The sequence below is a fragment of the Streptomyces sp. R28 genome, assembly GCF_041052385.1.
Taxonomy (GTDB): Bacteria; Actinomycetota; Actinomycetes; order Streptomycetales; family Streptomycetaceae; genus Streptomyces.
This window is the reverse complement of sequence record NZ_CP163439.1, coordinates 6,293,634-6,317,515: the sequence shown is the minus strand read 5'-3', so window position 1 is coordinate 6,317,515 and position 23,882 is coordinate 6,293,634. Positions and strand designations below refer to the sequence as shown.

At 70.2% G+C, this 23,882-nt stretch carries 20 protein-coding genes and 1 riboswitch; of the genes, 12 read left to right on the top strand and 8 right to left on the bottom strand.

Annotation, left to right across the window (positions count from 1 at the left end; all coding sequences use genetic code 11):
* Positions 1-134: 134 nt before the first annotated feature.
* Together AB5J49_RS28330 and AB5J49_RS28325 are read left to right on the top strand one after the other, a co-directional pair.
* A complete protein-coding gene (locus AB5J49_RS28330) occupies positions 135-2,063 on the top strand; it encodes a 2-oxoacid:acceptor oxidoreductase subunit alpha (protein ID WP_369171619.1) in 1,929 nt (642 codons plus the stop codon).
* Positions 2,056-3,135 (top strand): 2-oxoacid:ferredoxin oxidoreductase subunit beta, encoded by a 1,080-nt coding sequence (locus AB5J49_RS28325; RefSeq protein ID WP_369171617.1) that lies wholly within the window; start codon positions 2,056-2,058, stop codon positions 3,133-3,135. The genes AB5J49_RS28330 and AB5J49_RS28325 overlap by 8 nt, the downstream gene beginning before the upstream one ends.
* Positions 3,136-3,292: 157 nt before the next feature.
* On the opposite strand, the gene AB5J49_RS28320 is transcribed toward AB5J49_RS28325, so the two are convergent.
* Positions 3,293-3,634, bottom strand: coding sequence for a helix-turn-helix domain-containing protein (locus AB5J49_RS28320; RefSeq protein ID WP_274249643.1), 342 nt, complete (start codon positions 3,632-3,634; stop codon positions 3,293-3,295).
* A gap of 197 nt (positions 3,635-3,831) precedes the next feature.
* Between AB5J49_RS28320 and AB5J49_RS28315 the strand changes: the two genes are divergently transcribed.
* From AB5J49_RS28315 to AB5J49_RS28300, 4 genes are all read left to right on the top strand, one after another.
* Entirely contained in the window at positions 3,832-4,686 is an 855-nt protein-coding gene (locus AB5J49_RS28315) for an SDR family oxidoreductase (RefSeq protein ID WP_369171616.1), read from the top strand.
* A 144-nt stretch (positions 4,687-4,830) separates the two neighbouring features.
* Positions 4,831-5,784 (top strand): EamA family transporter RarD, encoded by a 954-nt coding sequence (gene rarD, locus AB5J49_RS28310; protein WP_369171615.1) that lies wholly within the window; start codon positions 4,831-4,833, stop codon positions 5,782-5,784.
* Positions 5,785-5,986: 202 nt separating this feature from the next.
* The gene (locus AB5J49_RS28305) at positions 5,987-6,499 is read left to right on the top strand and encodes a VOC family protein (protein ID WP_369171614.1); all 513 of its coding nucleotides are present in this window, start codon (positions 5,987-5,989) and stop codon (positions 6,497-6,499) included.
* Positions 6,500-6,649: 150 nt separating this feature from the next.
* Positions 6,650-7,600 (top strand): M28 family metallopeptidase, encoded by a 951-nt coding sequence (locus AB5J49_RS28300; protein ID WP_369171612.1) that lies wholly within the window; start codon positions 6,650-6,652, stop codon positions 7,598-7,600.
* 33 nt (positions 7,601-7,633) lie between these two features.
* Here the strand turns inward: AB5J49_RS28300 and AB5J49_RS28295 are convergent, their stop codons facing one another.
* On the bottom strand, positions 7,634-9,031 hold the full coding sequence (locus tag AB5J49_RS28295) for a tetratricopeptide repeat protein (RefSeq protein WP_369171611.1): 1,398 nt from the start codon (positions 9,029-9,031) through the stop codon (positions 7,634-7,636).
* 261 nt (positions 9,032-9,292) lie between these two features.
* On the opposite strand from AB5J49_RS28295, the gene AB5J49_RS28290 reads away from it, so the two are divergent.
* Genes AB5J49_RS28290 through AB5J49_RS28280 form a run of 3 tightly spaced genes read left to right on the top strand, consistent with a single transcriptional unit; the run spans position 9,293 to position 11,747 of the window.
* Positions 9,293-9,817, top strand: a complete 525-nt coding sequence (locus AB5J49_RS28290) for a DUF6668 family protein (RefSeq protein ID WP_369171610.1) — start codon at positions 9,293-9,295, stop codon at positions 9,815-9,817.
* A gap of 25 nt (positions 9,818-9,842) precedes the next feature.
* On the top strand, positions 9,843-11,114 hold the full coding sequence (locus AB5J49_RS28285) for an amidase (RefSeq protein ID WP_369171609.1): 1,272 nt from the start codon (positions 9,843-9,845) through the stop codon (positions 11,112-11,114).
* Positions 11,115-11,159: 45 nt separating this feature from the next.
* Positions 11,160-11,747 carry a flavodoxin family protein gene (locus AB5J49_RS28280; protein ID WP_369171608.1) on the top strand — a complete coding sequence of 196 codons (588 nt, stop codon included), beginning with the start codon at positions 11,160-11,162 and terminating at the stop codon, positions 11,745-11,747.
* Positions 11,748-11,753: 6 nt separating this feature from the next.
* On the opposite strand, the gene AB5J49_RS28275 is transcribed toward AB5J49_RS28280, so the two are convergent.
* From AB5J49_RS28275 to AB5J49_RS28255, 5 genes are all read right to left on the bottom strand, one after another.
* Positions 11,754-12,653, bottom strand: a complete 900-nt coding sequence (locus AB5J49_RS28275; RefSeq protein WP_369171606.1) for an ABC transporter permease — start codon at positions 12,651-12,653, stop codon at positions 11,754-11,756.
* Positions 12,640-13,695, bottom strand: coding sequence for an ABC transporter ATP-binding protein (locus AB5J49_RS28270; RefSeq protein ID WP_369171605.1), 1,056 nt, complete (start codon positions 13,693-13,695; stop codon positions 12,640-12,642). The genes AB5J49_RS28275 and AB5J49_RS28270 overlap by 14 nt, the downstream gene beginning before the upstream one ends.
* Positions 13,696-13,750: 55 nt before the next feature.
* Positions 13,751-15,028, bottom strand: coding sequence for an outer membrane lipoprotein carrier protein LolA (locus AB5J49_RS28265; RefSeq protein WP_369171604.1), 1,278 nt, complete (start codon positions 15,026-15,028; stop codon positions 13,751-13,753).
* Positions 15,029-15,364: 336 nt separating this feature from the next.
* Positions 15,365-16,402 (bottom strand): CHRD domain-containing protein, encoded by a 1,038-nt coding sequence (locus AB5J49_RS28260; protein WP_369171603.1) that lies wholly within the window; start codon positions 16,400-16,402, stop codon positions 15,365-15,367.
* Positions 16,403-16,719: 317 nt separating this feature from the next.
* Positions 16,720-17,730: a polyprenyl synthetase family protein gene (locus AB5J49_RS28255; protein ID WP_369171602.1), complete on the bottom strand. Its 1,011-nt coding sequence runs from the start codon at positions 17,728-17,730 to the stop codon at positions 16,720-16,722.
* 207 nt (positions 17,731-17,937) lie between these two features.
* Here AB5J49_RS28255 and AB5J49_RS28250 point away from each other — a divergent pair, with 207 nt between their 5' ends.
* The 3 genes from AB5J49_RS28250 (at position 17,938) to AB5J49_RS28240 (ending at position 22,792) form a co-directional block, all read left to right on the top strand.
* A complete protein-coding gene (locus AB5J49_RS28250) occupies positions 17,938-19,476 on the top strand; it encodes a peptide MFS transporter (RefSeq protein WP_369171600.1) in 1,539 nt (512 codons plus the stop codon).
* Positions 19,477-19,549: 73 nt separating this feature from the next.
* Positions 19,550-21,559 carry a CocE/NonD family hydrolase gene (locus AB5J49_RS28245; protein ID WP_369171599.1) on the top strand — a complete coding sequence of 670 codons (2,010 nt, stop codon included), beginning with the start codon at positions 19,550-19,552 and terminating at the stop codon, positions 21,557-21,559.
* 277 nt (positions 21,560-21,836) lie between these two features.
* Positions 21,837-22,016, top strand: a riboswitch (cyclic di-AMP (ydaO/yuaA leader).
* A gap of 5 nt (positions 22,017-22,021) precedes the next feature.
* Positions 22,022-22,792 carry a transglycosylase SLT domain-containing protein gene (locus tag AB5J49_RS28240; RefSeq protein ID WP_369171598.1) on the top strand — a complete coding sequence of 257 codons (771 nt, stop codon included), beginning with the start codon at positions 22,022-22,024 and terminating at the stop codon, positions 22,790-22,792.
* Positions 22,793-22,826: 34 nt separating this feature from the next.
* Here AB5J49_RS28240 and AB5J49_RS28235 read toward each other — a convergent pair whose 3' ends face one another.
* Positions 22,827-23,657 carry an HAD family hydrolase gene (locus AB5J49_RS28235; RefSeq protein ID WP_369171597.1) on the bottom strand — a complete coding sequence of 277 codons (831 nt, stop codon included), beginning with the start codon at positions 23,655-23,657 and terminating at the stop codon, positions 22,827-22,829.
* Between the last annotated feature and the right edge of the window lie 225 nt (positions 23,658-23,882).

Genomic DNA, 23,882 nt, shown 5'->3' with positions numbered 1-23,882 from the left:
GGCGAACCATCTCAAATCCATGTCCGTCATGCGAATGGCCCGGGGAGGGCGACCTTTGCGGACGTAGGGTTGATCCTGGGAAGGCTTGCGGGAAGGCCATGCCCAGACACCCGTCTTCAGGGAGGTCCAGTTCAGTGACCAGCCAGGTCAGTAGCCCAGCGGAGCAGGCCGACGAAGCCGTCGTGGGAGAGCAGCGCAAACCGGCAGGGACGAAGGACGTCCGCCGGCTGGACCGGGTGATCATTCGTTTCGCGGGGGACTCGGGCGACGGTATGCAACTCACCGGCGACCGTTTCACCTCGGAAACGGCGTCCTTCGGCAACGACCTGTCGACACTGCCGAACTTCCCGGCGGAGATCCGCGCCCCCGCCGGCACCCTGCCTGGCGTGTCCTCCTTCCAGCTGCACTTCGCCGACCACGACATCCTGACCCCGGGCGACGCACCGAACGTGCTGGTCGCGATGAACCCGGCGGCGCTGAAGGCCAACATCGGCGATCTGCCGCGGGGCGCGGAGATCATCGTCAACACGGACGAGTTCACCAGACGGGCGATGCAGAAGGTGGGCTACGACGCCTCACCGCTGGAGGACGGCTCGCTGGACGGCTACGGCCTCCATCCGGTGCCGCTGACGACCCTGACGGTGGAGGCACTGAAAGAGTTCGACCTCACCCGCAAGGAGGCCGAGCGCAGCAAGAACATGTTCGCGCTGGGCCTGCTGTCGTGGATGTACCACCGGCCCACCGAGGGCACCGAGAAGTTCCTGAAGTCGAAGTTCGCCAAGAAACCCGACATCGCGGCCGCCAACATCACCGCCTTCCGCGCGGGCTGGAACTTCGGCGAGACGACCGAGGACTTCGCCGTCTCCTACGAGATCGCCCCGGCCACCACGGCCTTCCCCGTCGGCACCTACCGGAACATCTCCGGAAACCTCGCCCTGTCCTACGGGCTGGTCGCCGCGTCCCGCCAGGCGGACCTGCCGCTGTACCTGGGCTCGTATCCGATCACCCCGGCCTCGGACATCCTGCACGAGCTGAGCCGGCACAAGAACTTCGGTGTACGGACCTTCCAGGCCGAGGACGAGATCGCCGGCATCGGCGCGGCGCTGGGCGCGGCCTTCGGCGGCTCGCTGGCGGTCACCACGACCTCCGGTCCCGGTGTGGCCCTGAAGTCCGAGACCATCGGGCTGGCCGTCTCGCTGGAGCTGCCGCTGCTGGTGATCGACATCCAGCGCGGCGGGCCCTCGACCGGCCTGCCGACCAAGACCGAGCAGGCGGACCTGCTCCAGGCGATGTTCGGCCGCAACGGCGAGGCCCCGGTGCCGATCGTCGCCCCGTGCACGCCGGCCGACTGTTTCGACGCGGCCCTGGAGGCGGCGCGCATCGCGCTGACGTACCGCACTCCGGTGATGCTGCTGTCGGACGGCTATCTGGCCAACGGTTCGGAGCCCTGGCGGATCCCGGAGCTGGACGAGCTGCCGGACCTGACCGTGCAGTTCGCGCAGGGGCCGAACCACACCCTGGAGGACGGCAGCGAGGTCTTCTGGCCGTACAAGCGCGACCCGCAGACCCTCGCCCGGCCGTGGGCGGTCCCGGGCACGCCGGGCCTGGAGCACCGGATCGGCGGCATCGAGAAGGAGGACGGCACGGGCAACATCTCCTACGCCCCGGCCAACCACGACTTCATGGTCCGCACCCGCCAGGCCAAGATCGACGGCATCGAGGTGCCGGACCTGGTGGTAGACGACCCGCACGAGGCGAAGACGCTGGTGCTGGGCTGGGGATCGACGTACGGCCCGATCACGGCCGCGGTCCGCCGCCTGCGTACCGCGGGCGAGTCGATCGCGCAGGCGCATCTACGCCACCTGAACCCGTTCCCGCGCAACCTGGGCGTGGTACTCGGACGCTACGAGAAGGTGGTGATCCCCGAGATGAACCTCGGCCAGCTCGCCACTTTGGTCCGGGCGAAATACCTGGTGGACGCCCACTCGTACAACCAGGTCAACGGCATGCCGTTCAAGGCGGAGCAGCTCGCCAAGGCGCTCAAGGAGGCCATCGATGGCTGAGACGTCCACGGAAGGCACGGGCACGATCGAGGCGCTCTCGCTCGTCCCCAAGGCCGAGGCCCGCCAGTCCATGAAGGACTTCAAGTCCGATCAGGAAGTGCGCTGGTGCCCCGGCTGCGGTGACTACGCGATCCTCGCCGCGGTCCAGGGCTTCATGCCGGAGCTGGGCCTGGCCAAGGAGAACATCGTCTTCGTCTCGGGCATCGGCTGTTCGTCCCGCTTCCCGTACTACATGAACACGTACGGCATGCACTCCATCCACGGCCGCGCCCCCGCGATCGCGACGGGCCTGGCCACGTCACGGCGGGACCTGAGCGTATGGGTGGTGACCGGTGACGGTGACGCGCTGTCGATCGGCGGCAACCACCTGATCCACGCCCTGCGGCGCAACGTCAACCTCAAGATCCTGCTGTTCAACAACCGGATCTACGGCCTGACGAAGGGCCAGTACTCCCCGACCTCCGAGGTCGGCAAGATCACCAAGTCGACACCGATGGGCTCACTGGACGCGCCCTTCAACCCGGTCTCACTGGCGATCGGCGCGGAGGCCTCCTTCGTGGCACGCACGGTCGATTCCGACCGCAAGCACCTCACCCAGGTCCTGCGTGAGGCGGCCGCCCACAAGGGGACGGCGCTGATCGAGATCTACCAGAACTGCAACATCTTCAACGACGGCGCCTTCGAGGTCCTCAAGGACAAGCAGCAGGCCGAGGAGGCGGTGATCCGCCTCGAACACGGGCAGCCGATCCGCTTCGGAACCGACGGCGCGCGGGGCGTCGTACGGGACACGCAGACCGGTGACCTCAGGGTCGTCACCGTGACGCCGCAGAACGAGTCGCAGATCCTGATCCACGACGCCCACTCCGCGTCCCCGACCACGGCCTTCGCCCTCTCCCGCCTGGCCGACCCGGACACCCTGCACCACACGCCGATCGGCGTGTTCCGCTCGATGGAGCGCCCGGTGTACGACACCCAGATGTCCGACCAGCTGGACACGGCGATCGAGCAGAACGGCAAGGGGGATCTGGCCGCGCTGCTGGCAGGTGGGGACACCTGGACGGTGGTGGGCTGACGCTCCGGCGACACGTACGGGCCTGGGTGCGCTGCGGCCACCCAGGCCCTTCGTCGTCACGCCTTGCGGGGGGTCCTTCTTGGTCACGCGTCGGGCAGCCGTGCCCCGCTCCCGATCCGACGAGAGGAAGGAGAGGGCGCCAGGACGAGCATGCGATTCAGGAGGCACTCCGGCGCGCGTCGTACGCCTCGCGCGCCTTCTGCACCTCCCCCATCCGCTCACTGGTCCACAGCGCCAGACCCCGTACCTGCTGCGCCGCCTCGCGGCCCAGATCGGTCAGGGAGTAGTCGACCCTCGGGGGGATCACCGGCTTGGCGTCGCGGTGGACCAGGCCGTCGCGCTCCAGGGTCTGGAGGGTCTGGGTGAGCATCTTCTCGCTGACCCGGCCGATCGCGCGGCGCAGTTCGCTGAAGCGGTAGGGGCGTTCCAGGAGTTCGATCAGGACGAGGACGCCCCAGCGGCTGGTGACGTGCTCCAGGACGAGGCGGTAGGGACACATCTCCTCGCCGACGACGTACTTGGGGGTCGTCGCGTCGGCCGTCGCGCTGGACGCGTTCGCCGTCATGCTCGTCGACACGCTTGCCACGGTACGGGTACTTACTGCCATGCAAGTACCTTACTTCAAAGTGGGTACTTTCGCTGAGTTAGCGCACCTCCTAGGGTTAGTGCCAACGCACCCCACAAGGAGTTCTGATCATGAGCATCGTCGTCACCGGAGCCAACGGACACCTGGGCCGCCATGTAGTGGAACAGCTGCTGGAGAAGGTTCCGGCCGACCAGGTCACCGCCGTCGTCCGCACCCCCGAGAAGGGCGCCGACCTGGCCGAGCGCGGCGTGAAGATCGCAGTCGCCGACTACAACACCCCCGACACCTTCGACGCACTGTTCGCGGCCGGCGACAAGGTCCTGCTCATATCCGGCAGCGAGGTCGGCAACGACCGTGTCGGCCAGCACAAGGTCGTCATCAACCCCGCCAAGGCCGCAGGTGTCGCCCTCCTCGCCTACACCAGCGCCCCCGGCAGCCTCACGGCCGCGCTCGCCGACGACCACCGCGGCACCGAGAAGGTGCTCCTGGAGTCCGGCCTGCCGTACGTGCTGCTGCGCAACGGCTGGTACCACGAGAACTACACCGAGAACCTCGCCCCGGTCCTCCAGTACAACGCCGTCACCCACGCCGCCGGCGAGGGCCGCGTCTCCTCCGCCGCCCGCGCCGACTACGCGGCCGCCGCCGTCGCCGTACTGACCGGCGAGGGGCACGAGAACAAGACGTACGAGCTGGGCGGCGACGTCGCGTGGAGCTTCGCCGAGTACGCCGCGGAGCTGAGCCGACAGAGCGGCAAGGAGATCGCCAACAACGCCGTCTCCGCCGAGGACCTCGTCGGCATCCTGACCGGCGCCGGGCTGCCCGAGCCGCTCCCCGCGATCCTGGCCGGTGTGGACACCTCCATCGAGAAGGGTGAGCTGGCCATCGGCAGCGGGGACCTGTCCCGCCTGACCGGCCGCCCGACCACTCCGATCGCCGAGTCGATCGGAGCCGCGCTCAAGGGCTGAACTCCCCCCAGTACGCCCTGAGTGCCGCACCCCCGCCTGTCATGACCGTATGGCGATACGGACATGACAGGCGGGGGTGTTCGGCGTTACCTTCGTGCGAGCCGCCGCAAGGACGCGGCCGGACGAGGGCGCGAAGGAGGGGCCGTGACCGGGAAATCGGGCGGCGAGCGGCACATAGGAGTACTGAACGGCTTCGCGGCCTATGGGATGTGGGGGCTCGTTCCCCTCTTCTGGCCCCTGCTGAAGCCCGCCGGGGCGGTCGAGATCCTCGCCCATCGGATGGCCTGGTCCCTCGTCTTCGTGGCGGTCGCACTGATCGTCGTACGGCGCTGGGCCTGGGCGGGTGAGCTGATACGGCAGCCGCGGCGGCTGGCGCTCGTCGCCCTGGCCGCCGGCGTGATCACCGTCAACTGGGGCCTCTACATCTGGTCCGTGAACACGGGCCACGTCGTCGAGGCCTCACTCGGGTACTTCATCAATCCGCTCGTCACCATCGCGATCGGCGTACTGCTGCTGAAGGAGCGGCTGCGGCTGGTGCAGTGGGCCGCGGTGGGTGTCGGCTTCGCGGCCGTGGTCGTGCTGACCGTCGGGTACGGGCGGCCCCCGTGGATCTCCCTCGTCCTCGCCTTCTCCTTCGCCGCGTACGGGCTGGTGAAGAAGAAGGTCAACCTCGGCGGGGTCGAGTCGCTGGCCGCGGAGACCGCGATCCAGTTCCTGCCCGCCATGGGGTATCTGGTGTGGCTGACGGCACATGGGGAGTCGACGCTGACGTCGGAGGGGCCCGGGCACGCGGCGCTGCTCGCGGCCACCGGCGTCGTCACCGCCGTGCCGCTCGTCTGCTTCGGCGCGGCCGCGATACGGGTGCCGCTGTCGACGCTGGGGCTGCTGCAGTACCTGGCGCCGGTCTTCCAGTTCCTGCTCGGCATCCTGTACTTCCACGAGGCGATGCCGGCCGAGCGGTGGGCCGGGTTCGCGCTGGTGTGGCTGGCGTTGACGTTGCTCACGGCGGACGCGTGGCGCTCCGCGCGGAGGAGCAGGTCGGCGGAGTTCAGCGCACCACCACTCGAGACGCCGAGGTCCGCCGCAGTGGACGCCTGAGACTGACGCCGGAGGCTGAGGGCTGAGGCTGACGCCGCAGACTCGGGGATGGGACTCGGGGCTGCCGCCCTCAGACCCCCGCTTCGGCCCTGAACGGGCCTCGTCCTCGAACTCCCCCAGAGGGGGCGCCCCCAGACGGGCTGACCACACATCCGGCGATTCTGATTGCCAGCCCGCTCCCACACCCCATATGAGTGGTCGCATGACACAGGCATCCGACCCCGAGCCCGCCCCCGTCACCACCCCCGGCCCCGATCCCGCCCCCGCTCCCCTCCACTGGAAACTCGTCATCGACTCCGCCAACCCCCAGTCGCAGGCCGACTTCTGGGCCGCCGCACTGCACTACGAGGTCGAGGACAACAACGCCCTCATCGAGCGGCTGCTGGAGCTCGGTGCGCTGCCGCGGGAGGCCGTCGTCGAGTTCCACGCCCGGCTCGCCTTCCGGGACCTGGTGGCCGTACGGCATCCGGACGATCCGTATGACAAGGACAGCGGGACCGGGCTCGGGCGGCGGCTGCTGTTCCAGCGCGTACCGGAGGCGAAGACCGGCAAGAACCGGCTCCATCTCGATCTGCACGCGCCGGCCGGGGAGCGCGAGGCCGAGGTCGGGCGGCTGGAGGGGCTGGGAGCGAGTGTGCTGCGGCACGTGAAGGAGCCGGGCGGGGAGTGGGTCGTGATGGCGGATCCCGAGGGGAACGAGTTCTGCGTGCAGTGAGGAACGCAGGGTTTCCCCTATAGGAACTCCGAGTCCTAATAGTGCTCTTGACGGAGAGTCAGGCTCACCCCCACCATCCAGGCACCCCATTCACTGTGGATCCCCTGTGGTCACCCCACGGGGGTCCCCCTGGAATTCGGAGCCCCCCACATGAAGCTCCCCGTCTCCTGGCGCGCGTCGGCGGCCGCCGCAGTCGCGACCGCCACGCTCCTGACCGGCGGATCCATAGCCGACGCGGCACCCAAGGCCGACGTCGAGGCCGCCGCCGCACCCGACATACCCGTGGCGAACGTCAAGGCCCACCTCACCCAGCTGCAGTCCATCGCCACCGCCAACGGCGGCAACCGCGCCCACGGCCGCCCCGGCTACAAGGCCTCCATCGACTACGTGAAGGCCAAGCTGGACGCCGCCGGATACACCACGGCCATCCAGCAGTTCACGTCCTCCGGCCGCACCGGCTACAACCTGATCGCCGACTGGCCCGGCGGCGACGCCAACCAGGTCGTCATGGCCGGCTCCCACCTCGACAGCGTCTCCTCCGGCCCCGGCATCAACGACAACGGCTCCGGCTCGGCGGCCGTCCTGGAGACCGCGCTCGCCGTGTCGCGGGCCGGCTACAAGCCCACCAAGCATCTGCGGTTCGCCTGGTGGGGCGCGGAGGAGCTGGGGCTGGTCGGCTCCCGCTACTACGTCAACAACCTCTCCTCCGCCAACCGCGCGAAGATCAGCGGCTATCTGAACTTCGACATGATCGGCTCGCCGAACCCCGGCTACTTCGTCTACGACGACGACCCCGCGATCGAGAAGACCTTCAAGGACTACTACGCCGGCCTCGGCGTCGCGACCGAGATCGAGACCGAGGGCGACGGTCGCTCCGACCACGCACCGTTCAAGAGCGCGGGCGTGCCGGTGGGCGGGCTGTTCACGGGCGCGAGCCGTACGAAGACCGCGGCACAGGTGGCCAAGTGGGGCGGTACGTCGGGGCAGTCCTTCGACCGCTGCTACCACTCGTCCTGCGACACCACGTCCAACATCAACGACACCGCCCTCGACCGGAACAGCGACGCCGTCGCGCACGCGGTCTGGAAGCTGTCGGAGTGACCCGCTGATCCACGGATTTACTGATCCGCTGAATCAACTCCTGGGCGGTTCGGCCGACTTGGCGGCTCGGGCGGTGAGGCGGCCCATGCGGGCGTGGGCCGCCTCCAGCTCCTCGATGTCCTCGGCGGCCGGACCGCCCTCGGCCGTGAGCTCGGTCCACAGGCCGAGCAGATCCCGGCCCAGGTCGAGACCCTGCGCCGGATCCCGTACGGCCCGCCAGGCCGTGGCCGCGCCCTGGAGGCTGCTGTACGCCGCCTCCGCGTCGCGGGTGTGGTGGTGGGTCCGGGCCACGTCGAGGGAGAGCCCGAACGCGTGCACCGGGTCCCCCGCCAGGTAGGCGACATACGCGGCGAGTTCACGCATCCGGAGTACCTCGGGGTGCGCCGCCCCCAGCACCGCGGACGCCTCCGCCACGGTCCGCTCCGCAAGCTCACCCGCCTCCGTCGTCCGCCCGGCCGCCACGGCGTCGTTGATCCGCGCCAACGGTTCCGCGAAGGGCGAGGCGTCGGCGGTGCCGGCGCCGGGTGCCCCGTCGCCGAGGACGGCTTCGGCCACGGCGTCGAACCCGCGGGGTGGGGTGGGCTTGGGGTCGGGGTCGGGATCGGGGTCCGAGACGAACAGGGGGGCGGGAGCCGGTCGGGTTTCAGGGGCGGGAGCCGGGACGGGGTCGGGGTCGCGCACCACGCGGTCCGGCGCTTGATCGGCCTTCGGTACGCCGGGACTGGACAGGTCGGCTTGCGGTACGGCGGCACTCGGCAGGCCGGTGCGCGGTCCGTCGGTCGGTAGCGGCCTCGCGTCCATCAACGGCGGTGGGCCGAACACCCCCAGCGGGGGCGCGACCGTGCCGGGCACGGCGTCCTGCACCGGCTCGGGCAGGGCGCGCAACCGGAACGTGGGCGAGGAGTCCTGCAGGGCGCTCGGCAAGGGGCGTAGGACATGCGTGGGTTTGTCCCGATACGGCGCCGCGTCCGGCGCGGGTGGCGTGGAGGGCGCGGGCGACGCGGAGGGCGCGGAGGGCGCGGAGGGCGCAGGCGGCCCCGCAGGCAGCCGTACGGCATCCCTCGCCGCCGTCGGCTCCCCCGGCACCCCCGCCTCCACCCCTCCCGCCGGAGCCATCCGTACGGGCTCGGCGGTGAAGTGGCTGGAGCCGTCCGCGTCCACCCGCAGCGGGACGACGTAACCGATGCGCTCGTCGTGGACCGTGGCGTGCACGGCGTGGCCGGCAGCGAGGGCGATGCGCTGGAGGTGGGTCAGAACGACGTGCTGGATCTCCTCGCCGGGGGCCGCGGTGACGGGGACGCCGCCGATCGACGCGCCGCCGGAGCCCGGATCGACGGCGGGGACGCGCACGTCGATCGGCCCGGCCACGGGGGCCGCCGAGGCCGCGGCGCGTTTCTGTTCCCGCTTCTTCGCGCGGCTCAGTAGAGACATCGCTTCCCTCACTCGCATGCGTCGGGGAGTTCGCGGACGGCGCACTCGGGCTCCATGGTGCCCCCTCCCGCCGTCGCGTTCCGCTTCCCCGGCGTCAAGGTCCGGTCGTACACGTCGTACACGTACTGTCGAGTCTCTCCGGCCGCGCGCGGCGCGGACGTCACCGTGACGTCACAGACTCGTTCCAGGAGCTTGTGCCACGTCAGAGCGTTCTCATGCCGGACGCGAAGGTCGACGGCGTGACGAGGGAGGAGTGCGGGCATGCGGACTGACATGCACGTGCAGCAGGGACGGCCGGAAGCGGGGCCGGAGATCTGGATCCGTGGGCCCGTGGCCATGCCGGAGGAACCCCCGCCGCCCTCCCCTTCCGCTGCCGCGCCCCGGCGCTTCTCCTGGGTCGGCACGCACGGTGGGGCGGGTGTCTCCACGCTCGCCGCGGTCTACGGCGGCCACGACTGCGGGCGTAACTGGCCCGGGCCCGCCGCTTCGCCGTCGGTGCTGCTCGTCGCCCGTACGCATGCGGCCGGGCTGGCCGCCGCCTTGAACGCCCTTGAGATCTTCCGCCGCGGGGAGGCTCCGCACGGACTCGACCTCGATGCCGTCGTCCTCGTCGCGGACGCGCCGGGGCGGCTTCCACGGCCGCTCGCCGAGCACGTCAAGGTGATCGAATCAGCCATCGACGTGTACCGGGTGCCATGGGTACCGGCGTGGCGGCTCGGCGACCTGAACGGACAGCCGCCCCGGGAGGCGGAGGCGCTGGCGCGACTGACGGGACGCTCCCGCTGAGCTCGGCCTGACTGACAATCACTCCATGACACGCACCGCCCTGTCGGCCGTGGAGGTGGCCTCTGCCGTACGTTCGCGGACCCTCCGTGCCGTCGATGTCGTCGCAGCGGCGCTCGAACGCATCGAGCGGGCCGACCCCGTCCTGTGCGCCTTCATCGAGGTGTGGGGCGAAGAGGCTCTTCAGCGGGCCCGCGAGGTGGACGCACGGGTCGGCGCGGGTGAGCGCCTGCCGTTGGCCGGCGTGCCGATCGGGGTCAAGGGGCGCCGCGGGCTGCGTACCGCGGGTCCACTGCTCGCGGCGGGGTGTGTGGCAGTGGGCGCGACATCCGTACCGGGACCGGGAACTCCCTGGCAGACCTGGGGACTTGGCCGGTACGGCCGTACGGTCAACCCCTGGCGGTACGACCGTACGCCGGGTGGCTCCTCCGCCGGTTCCGCGGCGGCGGTGGCGGCGGGGCTGGTTCCGTTCGCGACCGGGAGTGACGGGGCCGGGTCGGTGCGGATTCCGGCGGCGTGGTGCGGGGTCGTCGGACTGAAGGTGGGCAACGGACGGTTGCCATCGGCCGACCGTACCGGGCTCATGGCGCCGGGGGTGCTGGCTCGGTCCGCGGAGGATGTGGCGGCGTACTGGGCAGTCGTGTCGGGGGCAGCACGGCGAGCGGTGCCGGGGGACGGGACGGGCACGGACACAGGCGCGGACACAGACGCAGGCGCAGACACAGACACGGACGGGCTACCCGGCGAGCATGACGCCCCGACCGCCGTATGGTCCCCCGACCTCGGCTTCGACTCCCCCGACCAGGACGTCGTCACCGTCGCTCACTCCGCGGCCGTACGGCTCGCCGAGGCCGGTGCGATACGGCTCGTCCGCCCAAGGTCTCCGCTCCGCCTCGACGACCCGGCCCCGGCATGGCTCGCCCTGCGAACCCCGAGCGCCGACCCCACCCCCGCCCCCTCTCTCGCTCTCGCCCACCGCATCCGGGCCGCGAACGACAGGCGCCTGGCCACCCTCTTCTCCGGCGCCCGGCTGCTGCTGACACCGACCGCCCCCACCCCGCCGCACGGCCACGAAGGCCCCGGCGAGCGGTACTCCACCGCGCTCACCTGGGCGTTCAACCTGAGTGGGCATCCGGCGATCAGCATCCCGGCGGGGTTCGGGCCCGACGGGTGTCCGGTCGGGCTGCAGATGGTGGCGGCGCACGGGCGGGAGGGGGTGCTGCTGGACGTGGCGCGGGCGGCGGAGGCGTACGACCGCGGCGACGGCGCCCCCTGGACAAGTACTTGCGTACGCATATAATGCATGTGCGAGTAATTGCCGTACGCCGACCATCTGGGGGATCCCATGACCCGCCGCTTCCTGTTCGTCCTGGGCAGCAGCCGCAACGAGGGCAACACCGAGCTCCTGGCCCGCGCGGCCGCCGAGCAGTTGCCGGAGGGCGTCGAGCAGCAGTGGATCAGTCTCGCCGAGCACCCGCTGCCTGACTTCGTGGACCTGCGGCGCGACAGCGACCATGTGCGCCCGCCCGCGGGAAGCACGCCCTCGCTGCTGCTCGACGCCACGCTCGCCGCCACCGACATCGTGATCGTCTCGCCGTTGTACTGGTACTCGGTGTCCGGTCTCACCAAGCGTTACCTGGACTACTGGTCGGGCTGGCTGCGCACCCCCGGCATCGACTTCAAGGCGACGCTGGCCGGGCGCACCCTCTGGGGCGTCACCGCGCTCGCGCACACGGAGACCGAGGTGGCCGACCCGCTCGTCGGCACGCTCAACCACTCGGCCGCGTACATGGGGATGCGCTTCGGCGGCGTCCTGTTCGGCAACGGCAGCAGGCGTGGCGACATACTGAACGACGCGGAGGCGCTGGCGCGCGCCAAGACGTTCTTCGCACAGGAGGCGCCGTTCGCCCGCTACCCCTACGAGGCCGACTGAGCACTCTCAGGTCGTGACGTCCTTCGCCGTGAACCGCGCCCACGCAGCCGAACCGAACACCGCCGCGTACAGGGCCTGGATGCCGAGGTTCTTGACCAGGTCGTCCCAGTAGACGGGGTCGCGCATGAGGTCGGCGAAGGACAGCCAGTGGTGGGAGAAGAAGTACGGCTGGATCGCGTGCAGCTGGGGGATCTGGTCGAGGATCTGGACGGTGATCAGCAGGCCTACGGTCGTCGCCATCGCCGCGATACCGCTGCTGGTCAGCGTCGAGACGAACAGGCCGAGGGCCGCCACTCCTATGAGTGACGCGGCGACGACCAAGGCGATCAGCAGGGCGCGGCCCAGGCCTTCGGCGAAGCTGATCCGTGTGCCGGAGATGGTCGTCACGTCGCCGAGCGGGAAGAGCAACGCCCCGACCGCGAGGGCCGAGAGCGCGACCACGAGGGTGGCCACCAGGCAGAAGGCCATCGTGGTCGCGTACTTGGTCAGGAGCAGGCGCGAGCGGCCGGCCGGGGCGACGAGGAGATAGCGCAGGGTGCCGGCGTTGGCCTCGCCCGCTATCGCGTCGCCCGCGATGACGCCGATCGCCATCGGCAGGAAGAACGGGAGCGTCGCGGCCAGTGCGGTGAAGACCAGGAACAGGCCGTTGTTGGTGATCTGCGAGATGAACGCGGGGCCGCCGCCACCGCCACCGGGGCCGCCGGCCCCGCCGTCGCTCGTCTCGATCTTCACGGCGATCCCGACCAGGATCGGCACGGCGGCCAGGACGGCGAGCAGCGCGAGCGTGCGCCAGCGCCGGAAGGTGGTGAGCAGTTCGCTGCGCAGGAGACCGAAGGTCCACAGCGGACCGACCTTTCGGGCGCCTTCGATCTCGCCGCTCCGTCGGACGACTTCAGCCTGCGACATCGAACCCCTCCCCCGTGAGTGCCACGAACGCGTCCTCCAGCGAGGCCCGTTCGACACCGAAGCCCCGGACGCGCACTCCGGCGGTCACCAGCGCCGCGTTGACGTCGGCGAGATCACGGTCCGGAGGTTCGGCGGTCACCCGGTCGTCGGTGATGACGACGTCACCGGCGCCCTGCTCCTTCAGCACCCGGGCCGCGTCCCCGGTGTCGGGCGTGGTCACGACGAGCCGGCCGCGCATCCCGGCCGCCAGCTCCGCCACCGCGCCCTGGGTGATCAGCCGGCCCTGCGCCATCACCGCCGCATGCGTGCAGACCTGCTCGATCTCGTCCAGGAGGTGGGAGGAGAGGAAGACGGTCGTGCCGTCGGACGCCAACTCCCTGATCAGGGACCGTATTTCCCGCATCCCCTGTGGGTCGAGGCCATTGGTCGGCTCGTCGAGGACCAGGAGCCTGCGCGGCTGGAGCAGCGCGGCCGCGAGCCCCAGCCGTTGCTTCATGCCGAGCGAGTACGCCTTGGCCTTCTTGCTGCCGGCGGCCGTGAGCCCCACCCGGTCCAGCGCGGCCGCGACGCGGGTGCGCCGGGTGCGCGGATCGGCGGTCGGGTCGGCTGCGTCGTAACGGATGAGGTTGTCGCGGCCGGACAGGAAGCCGTACAGGGCGGGCCCTTCGATGAGCGCGCCGACATGCGGCAGTACGGCGCGCGCGGAGCGGGGCATGGGCTGCCCGAGCACGCGCGCGGTACCGGAGGTGGGCTCGATGAGGCCCATCAGCATGCGGATGGTGGTGGTCTTGCCCGAGCCGTTCGGGCCGAGGAACCCGAAGACACTGCCCGCCGGGACGGTCAGATCGAGACCGTCCACGGCGAGCTGCCCGCCGCGGTAGCGCTTGGTGAGCGCCCGGGTGGCGATCACCGCACCGACGTGGTCGCCTTGGCCGAACCGGTTGACCCCGTCGGCCGGGTCGGCCCCGTCGGCCCGGTCGGTCCGGCTGGTCCGGTCGGCCTGATCGACCCCGTCGGCTTCCGCGGCGGGCAGTTCCTCCATGGGCTCCTCAGGCTTCTCGGTTGGTGGTGCGTGTACGGCGGTGCTCGGTGGCGGGCTACTTCGCCGAGTCGGCCGCCTTCACGAGCGCGTCCTTGTCGACCGCGCCCACGTAGACCTTGCCGTCGTCCGTGATCAGGGCATTGATCAGGCGGGTCTTGAAGACCGTGCCCGAGCCGAACTTGCCGGTGACCTTGTCGCCCAGGGAGTCGAGGAAGCCGCCCATGTCGCCGCCGACCTCGGCGCCGGAGGGAACGCCCTCGCCGCCGGTGTCGAAGACGGCCACGGTGTTCCAGCCCTCGCCTATGACCTCGGGACCGCCCTCGGGCGCCTTGCCCGGCTTGCCCCCGGACTTCGCGCCACCGAACTCCTTCTCGAGCTCCTTGCGGAACCCGTCCTCGGACTTGGTGCCGCCGTGCTCCGGAGCCGCCCCTTCCAGCTCACCCTCCTCGGTGACGTTCGCGCCCTTGGGCGGGGTGAAGTCGAAGGTGGAGGCGGCCGGCTTGGCGAAGTCGACCTGGGTGAAGCCCGCGTCGATCACGGCCGCGCCACCGCTGGACGGGGTCAGCGTGAACTTCAGCGGCATGCCGGTCTTGGCGTCCACGGCCACGGTGATCGCGCCGACCGTGGTCCCGGACTGCTTCGGCTTGATGAGCAGCCGGTACGCGTCCCGGCCCGCGACGTGCGCGGTGCCGTCGACGGTGACGGACGTGGTGTCGTCCACCGCCTTGAGGGCTTCCTCGGTGAGGTCCTTGGGAGTGGCGGGTACCTCTTCGGGCCCGCCCTGCTTGTCCTTCCCGGCCTGCGGCTCGTCGGCGGTGCCGTGGAAGACCTCGTTCGACTTGCTGTCGTAGCCCCAGATGTTCTTGCCGTTGTGGATGAGGCTGTACTCGGAGGCGTTCTCCAGCAGGGACAGCTTCTGCTTGTTCTCGCCGTCGAGGGCGACGCGCAGGGTGTGCGTGCCGGACGCCAGCTCGGTGAGCTTGGCGGACGGGTCGGCGGACGACCCGTCACCCGACCCCGAGCCCATGGCGCCGGATGCGAGGCTCGACTCCAGGCCGCCGAGGTCGGGCAGGCCCAGATCGGTGGTGATCTTGAAGGTGCCGGACAACTGCTGTACGTCCGACTGGGCGATCTTCTCGATGAGTTGCTGCGCGGTGATCTCCGGCAGGTCCGGGTCGCCCGAGTCGGCGATCGCCGGGACGAGCCCGATGGTCGCCGCCGCGACTCCCACGACCGCGACCGGGACGACGTATCGCGCGGCCTTGCGCCGCCCGGCGCGCAGGTCGTCGACCTCCGCGGCGGTCGTACTGTCGTCCGATGCATACGGTGCCATGTGTGCCTTACCTCCGTCGTCGGCGGCGGCTGCTCGTCTCGTTTCCTCGCCCGCGAGTCTCTCGACCCCGCACTCGTCCACCCCTGAGCCGCCATTCTCACCCGAATCGGTGAGCAGTGGTGATTTCCGTGGTTTCCATCTGACCAAATCGGCCAGGGAGTTTCGTCAGCCTCCGGAGCCAACTCCGCGTACCCCTGCGGTATGACACACGACGGCGGCGCCTCCCCCGACCCGTAAGGGTTGGGCGGGGAAGACGCCGCTGTGCATGGGCGCCACCGCGCGGATCAGCCGTTGCGGTCAGCCGTTGCGGTCAGCCGTTGCGGTCAGCCGTTGCGGTCAGCCGTTGATGAACACGTAGTCGGCCTGGTACGGCACGCCGACGATGGCGCCGGGTGTGCAGGAGCCGGCCGGGGCGACGCCGCCGACGGTGTTCAGGCGCAGGATCTCGGCGGTGCCGGCGAGGAGGCCGTGGTGCTTGCCGGACTGAGTGGCCTTCAGGTCCAGCTCGGGGATGTTCCCCTCCCCGTTGGGCGTCCTGGAGAGGACGGCCCCTGTCACCGCACTGCCGTCCCGCGCGATCCACTGCGGCGTACCGGAGTTGGGAGCGACGAAGGAGTGCGCGATACGGCCGCCGAGTACGGCGCTGACGTCCCGCTGGGCGAAGGCGTACCCGCCGCCCTCGGCCGGCTTGCACTCGTAGATCTGCTTGCCCTTGATGACGGACGCCTGGAAGTTGTCGAGCGCGTCGCGGAAGTCGAACTCGGCGACGGTGACCTTGTGGAGCTGACCTCGGACGGCGCCGCCCGGGAACTCGGCGGTGTGGAGGTTGGCGTAGAACGAACTCGGCTCGGTCTTCAGGGCGTTGAGCAGGGCCGGATCCTTCACGGTGACGGTGCCGGCGAGGCGGCGGCCCTCGCTCTCGCCCTTACCCTTCCCCTTGCCGAGGAGGCCGCCGAAGTCGACCTTGATGCCGCCGTTGGTGCCCTTGGCGCCCTGGTGGAGGTGGAGGGCGGTCGGCTTCCCGGTGCCGCGCCAGGTGACGGCGACGGACACCTTGTCGCCCTTGACCTTCACGAACTGCAGGGCGGCGCCGTCCTTGTCCCCGACGGCCGGCCCACCTTCGACGGGCACCTCGTTCGCGCCGCGAAGACTGGCGGCGAGGACAGTCCCGCCGGTGCCCCCGATGCCCCCGCCAAGGGCCCCGCTCTGGCTCACGATCCCCTGCGCGTCGCCTCCGGCATGGCCCGCGTGGTCAGCGCGGTCACCTCCGGCGGCGAAGGCGGGAATCACCGCGGCGGCGACACCACCGGCGGCGGCCACCGCGACAGCGGTGACGATCAGGCTCTTACGGCGCTTGGAGAACGTCGTCTTCATGCCCATGATTCTGTTTTCTCCCCGTATTGCGGCTGACACCCCCTGCGTCAGCTTCTGGGCATTCATACGGAGGCGATCTTAATTTGGACTCAGTCCAGCTTCGTGAGCCGCATCACAGATCCCCTTCAGTGCCGGTCAGTACTACCCAGCCCGTCCGGCATTTGAAGACGAGGCCCGTTCGGGGCCGAAGCGGGTTCTGGGGGCGACAGCCCCAGGGAGCGGGTCGAAAGGGGCAGCGCCCCTGGGTATGGGACGGGCAGGGGCGGCGGCGGGGAGGGGGGCAGGGGCCGGGGGGCAGGGGCGGGGGCGGGGGGAACCTACCCGGCCCGATGCACCACCGCGTCACACAACTCCATCAACGCAGCCTTGGCATCAATATCGGGCAACGGCGCCAACGCGGCCCGCGCATCCTCCGCGTACCGCACCGTGTCCCGGCGGGCCTGCTCCAGCGCCGGATGCGCCCGAAGCGCAGCCAACGCCTCCGCGTGCCGCCCGTCATCACTCAGGTCGGAGTCCAGCAGCTCGCACAACGCGACATCCTCCGCCAGCCCCAACCGCTCGGCCCGCTCCCGCAACCGCAGCACCGGCAGCGTAGGAATCCCCTCCCGGAGATCGGTCCCCGGCGTCTTCCCGGACTCATGGGAGTCACTCGCGATGTCCAGCACGTCATCCGCCAGCTGGAAGGCGACCCCCAGCCGCTCGCCGTACTGGGTCAGCACATCGACCACGGTCTCGTCGGTGCCCGACATCATCGCGCCGAACCGGCACGAGACGGCCACCAGTGACCCGGTCTTCCCGCTGAGCACATCCAGGTAGTGCTCCACCGGGTCCCGCCCGTCCTGCGGCCCCGCGGTCTCCAGGATCTGGCCGGTCACCAGCCGCTCGAACGCCTCGGCCTGCACCCGCACCGCCTCGGGCCCGAGGTCGGCCAGGATGTGCGAGGCGCGCGCGAACAGGAAGTCGCCGGTCAGCACGGCGACCGAGTTGCCCCAGCGGGTGTTCGCACTGTCGACACCCCGCCGTACCGCCGCCTCGTCCATCACGTCGTCGTGGTACAGCGTCGCCAGATGGGTCAGCTCGACCACCACCGCCGACGGCACGACCCCCGGCGCATACCGGTCCCCGAACTGGGCAGTGAGCATCACGAGCAGCGGCCGGAACCGCTTTCCACCCGCCCGCACCAGGTGCTGGGCGGCCTCCGTGATGAAGGGGACCTCACTCTTGGTGGCTTCGAGCAATCCCTCCTCGACAGCCGCCAATCCGGCCTGGACATCGGCTTCCAGAGCCTGGTCCCGCACGCTCAGCCCGAACGGCCCGACGACGGTCACGAGGGGTCTCCTGTCTGCTGGTGTCTTCTGGCGGTTACACGGTTTGTCGATAGGTCGCTGCCCTCACTCAAGTCAGCGTATCCGGTCATGTTTCGATCACCGATGCCGCCCACCCGTCCACCATGGGCGGTATTGGATCACGACCGGTATGTTTTTGATCACGTGATAAGGCCGGATATCCATCGACTTATAGGGAAGTAGCGGCCCGTGTCCCGAACCGAAGTCGACGTCCAGCCCGAAAGCAGGCCTCCGTCCCGCGACGACCACGCCTTCTTCGGCCAGCCCAAAGGCCTGCTCACGCTCTCCGGTCTCGAGGTCTGGGAACGCTTCTCGTTCCTCGGCATGCAGGCCATCCTCGTGCTGTATTTCGCCGACGCGGTGACCCACGGCGGTATGGGCATGTCGGCCGGAACCGCCGCCTCCGTCTCGGCCGCCTACGGCACCCTCGTCTATCTGGTCTCCGTCGCCGGCGGCTGGCTCGCCGACCGCGTCCTCGGCTCGTACCGCGCGGTGCTGTGGGGCGGCATCCTCATCGCCTGCGGCCATTACGCCATGGCGGTGCCGACCGCCGGCATGACCTGGGTGGGCCTCGGCCTGATCAGCGCGGGCACAGGCCTGCTCAAGCCCAACGTCGCCACCATGGTCGGCAAGCTGTACCGCACCGACGACGACCGCCGCGACGCCGGCTTCGCGCTCTACTACATGGCGATCAACATCGGCGCCTTCGCGGGCCCGCTGGTCACCGGCTGGCTCGGCGACCACAGGGGCTGGCACTGGGGTTTCTCGGCGGCCGCGATCGGCATGACGTTCGGCCTGGTCCAGTACGTCGTCGGCCGCCGTCACCTGGCCGGACGGAAGCACGCCGCCGAGTTCGCGCCGCCCCCGGACTCCCCCACGCTCGAAGGCGCTCGCGCGGCGGGAGCCCCATCGCGCCGGGCGGTCCGCCTCGTCGTCGCGGGCCTCGTCGCCACCGCTGCCCTCGCCGTCCTCCTCGCCGCAGCCGGCCGGCTCACCATGGACCGCTTCGTCGACCTGCTCACCCTCGTCTCGGTGATCGCCCCGATCGTCTACTTCGCGGTGATGTTCGCCAGCCCGCGCGTGACCCCCGAGGAACGCGGACGACTGCGCCCGTATGTCGTCCTCTTCCTCGCCTCGACGGTCTTCAACTTCATCCTCTTCCAGGCGTACTCGACGATGATGCTGCTGGCCTCGACCAACGCCGAGACGTCGATCCTCGGCTTCGACTTCCCCGCCGGCTGGTACGCCTCCGCCCTCGGCGCCTTCGAGGTCGCCCTCGCGCCCGTCGTCGCCGCGCTCTGGGTCCGCATGGGGCACCGCCAGCCGCACGCCTCCCACAAGATCGCGATCGGGGTCGTACTCGGCGGTCTGTCCTTCCTGCTGATGGTGCTGCCGACCGCCGGGCACTCCTCCGACGACTACCTCATGTCCGTCTGGTGGATCGTGGGTTCGTACCTGCTGCTCGGCCTCGGCGACGTCCTTCTGGAGACCTCCGGCATGTCGGCCACGAGCAAGCTCGCCCCGGCGGCCTTCGCCAGTCAGACCATGTCCCTCTGGTTCCTGTCCCTGGCCCTCGCCAACGGCATCCAGGCCCAGACGGTCAAGCTCTACGACGACGTCTCCCAGCCCGCCTACTTCGGCGTCAACGGCGCGATCGCGGTGGCCGCGGGGCTGGCCGTGACGGCCGCGGCACGCTGGCTGCGCCGCACGATGCACCCGGTGCACTGACCGGACATAGCGCACCCGGCGCACCGACCAGACACGTTGCACCCGGTGCACCGACCAGACGGGGATCCCGCTCATGCACATCCGTACGTCCTTTCCCCACGAGACGACTCACGAGGACCTCTGGATCCCGCTCCCGGACGGGACTCTGCTGTACGCGCGCGTGTGGCGCCCGCTGACGGACGAGCCCGTACCGGCGCTCCTCGAATACCTGCCGTACCGCCTGACCGACTGGACCGCGCCCCGCGACCACCAACGCCACCCCTGGTACGCCGGCCACGGCTACGCCTCCGTCCGCGTGGACATCCGCGGCCACGGCAACAGCGAGGGCACGCCGACGGACGAGTACTCGGCGACGGAGCTCGCCGACGGGGTCGACGTGGTCAACTGGCTGGCGGCCCAGCCCTGGTGCAACGGCAAGGTCGGCATGTTCGGCATCTCCTGGGGCGGCTTCAACTCCCTCCAGATCGCGGCCCTCGCGCCCGAACCGCTCAAGGCGATCGTCACGGTCTGCTCCACGGACGATCGCTATGACAACGACGTGCACTACATGGGAGGTTCCGTCCTCGCCGTCGACATGCACGCCTGGGCGTCGACCATGCTCGCCTTCGTCTGCCGTCCGCCGGACCCGCGGTACGTCGGCGACGCCTGGCGCGACATGTGGCTGGGGCGGCTGGAGGCCGTCGACCCGTTCATCCACACCTGGCTCGACCACCAGAGTCGCGACGACTACTGGCGCCACGGCAGCGTCTGCGAGGACTACGGCGCGATCGACGCCGCCGTCCTTGCGGTGGGTGGCTGGCACGACCCGTACCGCGACACGGTCCTGCGCCTCGTCGAGCACCTGCCCGCCGACCGCGTCCGCGGCCTGATCGGTCCCTGGTCGCACCAGTACCCGGACCGGGGCCTGCCGCCGGGCCCGGCGATCGGCTTCCTCCAGGAGACGCTGCGCTGGTGGGACCACTGGCTGAAGGGCGAGGACACCGACGTCCTGTCCGAGCCCCTGCTGCGCGCGTACGTCAGCGACTCCCACCGCCCGGCCACGGTGTACCCCACGCTGCCGGGCCGCTGGGTCGGTGAGCCGGCCTGGCCCTCTCCCCACGTGCGCAGCGTGACGTACGCCTGCCAGGGCGCCCCCGTCCTCGTCCGCTCGCCCATGCACACCGGCATCGACGCCGGCCGGTTCTTCCCCTTCGGCAATGACGCCGACCTGCCGCCCGACCAGCGGGAGGAGGACGGGCGGTCGGCTTGCTTCGAGTTCGAAGTGGGCGAGGAGACCTGGGTGTTGGGGCGGCCGAAGGTGCGGCTGCGGCTGACCTCGGAGGTGCCGCGTGGGCAGGTCGTCGCCAGGCTCTGCGACGTGGCACCCGACGGCGCCTCGACCCTGGTCACGCGCGGCGTGCTGAACCTGTCGGCGCGCCACGGCCGTGACCGCGCGGTGCCGTGGGAGCCGGGTGCCACCGAGGACGTGACGTTCGAGCTGAACGGCATCGGCCACGCCTTCCCACCCGGCCACCGCATCCGCCTCGCCGTCTCCTCCGCGTACTGGCCGTGGATCTGGCCCCAGCCGGAATCGTCGGCGGGCTTCACCCTTGAGCCGGCGGGGAGCTCACTGGAACTTCCGGTACGCGCGCGTGCGTTGGAGGAATCAGCGGGCGAGCCAGTGATCGCCTTCGAGGAACCGGAGCAGGCGGAGCCGCTCGGCGTGAACTCCCCCATCACGCTGGACGAACCGCGCCCCGAGCGACTCGTCGTGCGCGACGTCGCCAAGGGCGAGTGGCGCCTTGAGGTCGACCCTCGGTACGGCGGCACGCGCGTGTACCCCGACGGCCTGGAGTTCACCGAGGACGCGCTGGAGACGTACACCATCGACGAGTCGGACCCCTTGTCGGCCCGCACCCGCTCGGACTGGTCGATCCGGCTGCACCGCCCGGATCTGGCGTGGGACGCGACGGTGCGGACGCGCTCGGAGATCAGCTGCGACGGGGAGCATTTCGTCACCTCGAACGAGGTGATCTGCCAGGAGGGCGAAGAGGTACTTTTCCACCACACCTGGGAGAAACGGACTCAACGTACGGCCGGTTAACGGCGAGTTGGAACCATTGCCCGATTTGCCGCTCTTGTGGATGCCAGTGAATTGGGTCACGCACGCCCAGTCGCAGACACGGCCGGACGCACCCCCTTCACCCCTTGCGCCGAGCGCAAGTTGAGGCTTGGCAACCGCAAAGGATCAAGCGCCCCATACACACCAGACCATGGTCAACCGGCACGACAGGTGACCATGGCACTTGTTCCGGGCATGTGCTCTCGCATACGTTCCCGCTCAGTCGGGCGGACGCCTAATCCTGCCGCCGCCCGAGTCATCCACCTACGTACTCACTCAAGAACGGCAGGAGCGGGGGACCCAGGTAAGCCGCCGGACCGGACGCCTTGATGGCGCACCGGGCCGGCTCGGGGTGAAGTCCGCGCCACCGCACGGCGGCGCGGCCGGGCATCTCTCGCCCGAACCCGACAGCTCACCTCGCAGGCGTCGGAGAGGAACAGCGCCATGGCCCGAGGCAAGCACCGCCGCCCCAGAACCAGCCCCCTCACCCGGCACGTCATCGCAGCCGGAACCGGTACCGCCGCCCTCGCCCTCCCGCTCCTGAGCGCGACCACCGCGAGCGCCGCACAGCCGGCCCAGGCCCCCGCCGTCGCGCAGACGGCGCCGCAGTCCGCGCCGTCCGCGGCGAAGACCAAGTCCGTCACCTACACCACGAAGAAGGGCGACTCGCTCTACGGCATCGCGGACCGGTACGACGCACAGGGCGGCTGGCGGCAGCTCTACAAGGACAACCGCAAGGCCGTCGGCGATAACCCCAGGCTGATCCACCCGGGCCTCGACCTGAAGGTCCGCGCGACGAAGGCCGGCACCGCGAGCAAGACGGCCGACAAGGCGTCCGCGCCGGCCAAGAAGTCCGCCGTCGCCCATGCCACCACGGCCTCCGTGAAGTCGTACCCGGACAACCTCGACGGCTGGATCCGCAATGCGCTGGACATCATGGCACAAAACGGAATTCCCGGTTCATACGACGGCATTTACCGCAACGTCATGCGCGAGTCGTCCGGTAACCCGGCCGCCATCAACGGTTGGGACTCCAACGCCGCGGCGGGCACCCCCTCCAAGGGCCTCCTGCAGGTCATCGATCCCACCTTCGCGGCCTACCACGTGCCGGGGACGGTCTACGACCCCTTCGACCCGGTCGCGAACATCACGGCCGCGTGCAACTACGCGGCCGCGCGGTACGGCTCGATCGACAACGTGAACGGTCCCTACTAGGCGAAACCATTCCTTACTGGTCGAAGAACGGGCACTACTGGGCGAAGTCGACCAGGCTCCCCGCGAACAGTCTCTCGAGGACGACGGCGATGCCGTCGTCCTCGTTCGAGAGGGTGATCTCGTCGGCGACCGCCTTGAGTTCGGGGTGCGCGTTGGCCATCGCGACACCGCGGGCGGCCCAGTCGAACATCGGGATGTCGTTCGGCATGTCGCCGAAGGCGATGGTCTCGTGCGCGCCGAGGCCCAGATGCTCGGCGGCGAGCGCGAGACCGGTCGCCTTGGTGATGCCGCATGGCTGGAGTTCGACGGTGCCCGGCCCCGACATGGTGACCGTCGCCAGGGATCCGACCACCGCGCGCGCCGTCGCGGCCAACTCGTCATCGGAGAGGGTGGGATGGCGCAGCAGCACTTTGCTGATCGGCTCGCACCACAGGTCGTCGCGGTGCCGGACGCGGACGGCGGGCAGGGTGGGGTGGGGCATCAGATACCCGGGCTCGATGAGCGTGAGCCCGTCGACACCGTCCTGGTCGGCGGCCGCGTACACCTGACCCACCTCGGCCTCGATCTTGCCGAGCGCGGTCTCCGCCAACTCCCGGTCCAGGGTGACGGACCACAGCAGACGGTCCGCGCCGGCGTCGTACAACTGCGCGCCCTGTCCGCACACCGCGAGCCCCCTGCTGCCCAGGATGTCGAGGAGCGGCCGCACTCTGGGCGCGGGCCGTCCCGTCACGACAAGGTGCTGGGCACCGGCCGCCGCCACCTGCGCGAGCGCGTCGAGGGACCGGTCCGAGAGCGTGTCGTCGCCGCGCAGCAGCGTCCCGTCCAGGTCAGTGGCGATGAGTGAATATGCGATGGGTGGGGCCATGATCAGAGAATACGGACAGGACGCCCCATCGACTCGATGTGAACCGGACGGCTGCTGTGTTCACATGTGTTGACAGCAGTTCCGGTTCCGCTGCTGTTTCCGCGTTCGCCTCCACCCCGCAACTTCCCTCCACTGGTTGCGATTTCACCCCCACGTGGTGTTCGCAGGCTCCTTGATGGTGTGTTGACGCGGTTGAACATGTCGGTGACGGCGACGGCCGCGCGG